The organism is Gemmatimonadota bacterium (assembly GCA_026706845.1).
In the GTDB taxonomy this organism is placed as follows: Bacteria; Latescibacterota; UBA2968; order UBA2968; family UBA2968; genus VXRD01.
Genome location: JAPOXY010000141.1, coordinates 53,101 through 57,650 on the forward strand (window position 1 = coordinate 53,101; position 4,550 = coordinate 57,650).

The 4,550-nt window shown below is 51.7% G+C and carries 5 protein-coding genes; all 5 read left to right on the top strand.

Annotation, left to right across the window (positions count from 1 at the left end):
- The coding region (locus OXG87_14025; GenBank protein MCY3870672.1) for a carboxypeptidase-like regulatory domain-containing protein at positions 1-453 on the top strand (453 nt) is incomplete at its 5' end.
- A gap of 118 nt (positions 454-571) precedes the next feature.
- Positions 572-1,912 (top strand): sulfatase, encoded by a 1,341-nt coding sequence (locus tag OXG87_14030; protein ID MCY3870673.1) that lies wholly within the window; start codon positions 572-574, stop codon positions 1,910-1,912.
- A gap of 14 nt (positions 1,913-1,926) precedes the next feature.
- Positions 1,927-2,310: a DUF2237 domain-containing protein gene (locus OXG87_14035; GenBank protein MCY3870674.1), complete on the top strand. Its 384-nt coding sequence runs from the start codon at positions 1,927-1,929 to the stop codon at positions 2,308-2,310.
- Positions 2,307-3,248: an aldo/keto reductase gene (locus OXG87_14040; GenBank protein ID MCY3870675.1), complete on the top strand. Its 942-nt coding sequence runs from the start codon at positions 2,307-2,309 to the stop codon at positions 3,246-3,248. The genes OXG87_14035 and OXG87_14040 overlap by 4 nt, the downstream gene beginning before the upstream one ends.
- Positions 3,249-3,258: 10 nt before the next feature.
- Complete coding sequence (locus OXG87_14045) at positions 3,259-4,326, top strand: Ldh family oxidoreductase (GenBank protein ID MCY3870676.1); 1,068 nt, start codon at positions 3,259-3,261, stop codon at positions 4,324-4,326.
- Positions 4,327-4,550: the final 224 nt, after the last annotated feature.

A 4,550-nucleotide genomic window follows, 5' to 3' on the forward strand; every position in this document is an offset into this window, starting at 1 on the left:
AACGCACTGCCAACAACGCGCACATCGAGCACATTGGGCAGTGCGTTTGCAGGGACGTTGCCCAGGCAGCGTTTTGAGATTTTGGATGCCGGGCTGCTGGACGGGTTATCAACATTTGGGGCATTTCGCACACTGGTGAACCTCCCTTATGAGGGGGAGAAAATACTGGGGGTGTTCTGGGAACACAATTTTCGCACGGTTCCGTTTGAGTTGATCGGCTGGCGGTGGGCTGCAGAGCGCAATATTGGTTTGATTGTTCACGGCGGACACGGGCGCACATGGTTTGGAGATCGCACATTGGCAGGGTTGGATTACGCGCCGCAATATTCAGATGGATTTCACCACGAACTGGGTGTGTCGATTAACGGGCTATTTGATTGGTTTCGGTTGGATTTCACAAAGCGATTGGATGCGCCGGGATTTTTTGTGAGTGTTGGATTTGTGCAGTTTTGAGGTTGTGGTGAATAAAGCATCATCTCCGCCTCTTGTCAGATACATTGACAAGGGGCTTTTTGGTTCATAATATTGTCGCGGTTTTTTGTGGGATTACACTTTAATGTAAAGGAGTTTCATGGCCAGTAATGTCATTCTCATTTTTGGTGACCAGTGGCGCGCACAGGCGTTTGGTTATGCCGGCAATACCTGTGTGCAGACGCCGAATATCGACCGTCTCGCGTCTCAAAGTATCAATGCGACACACGCGGTTTCGGGGTGTTCGGTTTGTTGCCCGGCGCGCGCGTCTCTGCTGACGGGGCAATATCCGCTGACGCATGGCGTTTTTGTCAATGATGTCCATTTGAGCGATAGGGCTGTTAGTCTGGCACAGGCTTTTAAGAATGCGGGATACGATACCGCTTATGTGGGCAAATGGCATGTGAATGCAAATGGGCGATCCAATTATATTCCGCCCGAGAATCGGCAGGGGTTTGATTATTGGAAGGTGCTGGAGTGTACGCACAATTACAATAATTCTTTTTATTATGCCAATGATTCCGACGAGAAGCTCACCTGGGAGGGATACGACGCGATTGCACAGACGCGCGATGTGCAAGAATATATTGAAAATCGCGATTCGGATAATCCCTTTTTTCTCGCGCTTTCATGGGGACCACCGCACGCACCTTACGAGACTGCACCGGAAAAATACCGCGCGATGTATCGCCCCGAGGATGTGCCTTTACGCGAGAATGTGCCGCCAGAATCGGAAGCAAATGCCCGAGAATGGATTGCGGGCTATTACGCCCACTGCACTGCGCTGGACGATTGTATGGGCGATTTGCTCCAGACGCTGGACGATAAGGGGATAGCCGACGATACGCTTTTGCTCTTTTTTTCGGATCACGGCGATATGCTCGGTTCACAGGGGAGTGCGAAAAAGCAACAGCCCTGGGAGGAGTCTATTCGCATTCCGTTTTTGTTGCGATGGCCGGCGCAATTTGGGACGGAGGGGCGGGAGGTCCATGATCCTATTGATATTCCCGATATTATGCCCACGCTTTTGGGGCTTTGTGGGATCGATGTTCCCGATACGGTTGAGGGGCTGGATTTTTCGGATTATCTTATGGGAGGTGAGAATCCCTCTGATGGTGCTGCGCTTTTACAATGTCCGCAGCCTTTTGGGCAGTGGACGCGCGATAGGGGCGCGCGCGAATATCGCGGCTTGCGGACGGGACAATACACGTATGTTCGCTCGCTTGATGGGCCGTGGTTGCTCTATGATAACGATGCCGATCCCTTTCAGTTGAATAATCTCGTTGACGATCCCGAATGCGCGGATTTGCGCAACGAGTTGGATGCCTGGCTTCAGCGTCGTCTCAATGAGGGTGGCGATGAATTTCTACCTGGGGCGGACTATGTTCGGCAATGGGGATATACGGTGAATGAGAGCGGTACTGTGCCTTATACAAATTAATCTCTGGAGTGAAAATGAACCGCGGGAAAAATGTTTTGGGCGAGGATCTCGAGGATTGTTGTACCGATCCTATGACGGGTTTTTTTCGAGATGGATGTTGTCGCACGGGTCCGGGCGATCTGGGATTGCATATTCTCTGTGCGGAGATGACGGAAGAATTTTTGGCGTTTTCCCAGTCTGCGGGCAATGACCTGAGTACGTCTGTGCCCGAATTGCGCTTTCCCGGCCTCGTGCCGGGCGACCGCTGGTGTTTGTGTGTTCAGCGCTGGGTTGAAGCTCTTAACGCGGGTTTTGCTCCTCCCGTTTATCTTTCGGGGACGCATATTTCCACGCTTGAGTTTGTCGATTTGGATACGCTGAAGGAATATGCACTGGATAATGGAGATCCTTTGAAATGATTGAAAAAGCCACTCTTCAAGTGCCCCGTCGTCGCTGGGGCAAAACAGAACTTTCTATTCCCGTTATTCCCTTTGGTACGCAGGGGTTTGGCAACAATTTTGGTCCTGTTACTGATGACGAGGCTGCAGACCTCATTCGGTTTGCTGTCGATATTGGGGTCAATCACTTCGATTGTGCGCGGTGTTATGGCGATTCGCTTCGAAAACTCGGTCTTGCGATTAAACAGGGCGTTGTCGAGCGCGATGAGATCATTATTAGTGGGCGCGTTTGCTGTCACAGTGCCGCGAAGTGGGGGGTATATGGAGATGGAGATCCCGATTATTCAACCGGGCGCGCGCTTGCCGATATAGAAGACCAGCTCGAGATTTTGGGGATTGATTATTTCGATGTGCTTTTTATTCACGATCCGTGGAGTATTGAGGCTACGCTGGCTGCGGGCGGTACGCTCGAGGGATTGGAAAAGGCGCGAGAACGGGGGTGGGTCAATTTTATTGGATACGGGATGCGGCCCCACGATTTTCATCTGGCTCAGATCGAATCGGGGCGCACGGATTGTTTTCTGTGTTTTAGCGATCACAATCTTTTGCGGCAGACCATTAGCGAAAGTATTTTGCCCGCTGCGGCGGCGCGCGATCTGGGCGTGATGAATGGCTGGTCGATTATGCGCGGTTATCTCACGGGCGCGCCTGTGGAAAATTTTTTGCCCCGCGACCGCTGGCGAGGAGATCACGACCGCGCCGAGAATATGCGCCTGTGGTGCGAGGAACGCGGGTACAATTTGCTCGAACTCACTTTGCAATTCTGTATTCGCGAGACCCGCATCCACGGCAATCCGATCGGCAGTCTGAATAAGGAACAACTCGAAGCCAATGTGCGCGCGGCGTGTGCAACGGTTTCCGATGAGGTGTTCGAAGAATTTTTCGCCGCAGGGCTTTAGGAGATTTCTTATGCAAATGCACACGTATCAACCCGCGCATCTTCACGCGCTTACGAGATGTTTGTTCGAAGCATCTGGTGCGACACCTGATATCGCATGTATTGTGGCGAAGATTCTGGTGAATGCCAATCTCGCCGGTCACGATTCTCACGGCGTTCTCCGTATCCCTATGTATCTCACTCATATCTCTGAGGGGGGGATGAATCCGGCGGCTGAACCCACGACGGTGCGGGAATCGACTACTACACTGGTTCTGGATGGCAACGGGGGGGTGGGGCATCTTACGGCTTATCGCGCGGTCCATCAGGCGATGGAAAAAGCGCGAACTTCTGAAATTTGTTCGGTTTCATTCACGCGGGTTGCACATATTGGCCGTCTGGGAGAATATGTCGAGATTGCCGCGCGCGGGGGTTTTATTGGTATTTGCATGGTTGGTGGGGGTTCGCCCAATACGATGAAAGTTCTGCCTTTTGGGGGAAAGAAGGGTAGTCTGGGTACCAATCCCATTGCGGTGGGTGTTCCCACGGGTGATGAGGCACCTTTTGTGATCGATTTTGCCACTGCCATGGTCGCCGAGGGCAAACTCCAGGTTGCGCGAAGCAAGAATGCGTCGATTCCCGATACTTTTATTGTGGATAAGAATAATAATCCGTCAACCAATCCTCTCGATTTTTACGATGGCGGATTTTTGCGTACTTTTGGAGAGCACAAGGGCTATGCGCTTTCGCTGATGGTCTGTTTGATGGGGCTGCTTTCGGGGGCCCAAAGGGAAGGCCGGCGTTCTGGAGGCGCGTTTATGCAGGTTATTGATATCGGTACATTTACAGATTTGGACAGTTATCAACAGGATATTCGCGCGTTTTTAGACGATATGAAGACGACCGAACCCGCCGATGGGATAGACGAGGTTCTGGTTCCAGGAGATTTTGAGTATCGCAACCGCAAGCATCGCCTCAAATACGGTATTGAGATACCCGGTACGATTAACGAGCAAATTGGCGAATGGGCAGACCGTCTCGAGGTGCCTGTGGATGATCGTATTGTGGAGGATAGAGATAGGGGGCATTATCAGAGGTGAATGTTTAAAGAGGAAAAAAATAAAAGGGGTGAAACCAATCGGTTTCACCCCTTTGTGTTTTTGCGATGCGACACCTAATCCGCCGCGTCGCTGTGATCCATGGCGCAGAATGCCTGATAGTCCATGAGTTCGGTGATGGTTGGGTTGTCGCCGCATACAGGGCAATTTTTGTCGCGGCGAATTTTGAATGTGTTGAAGTTCATTTGCAGGGCGTCGTACATCAG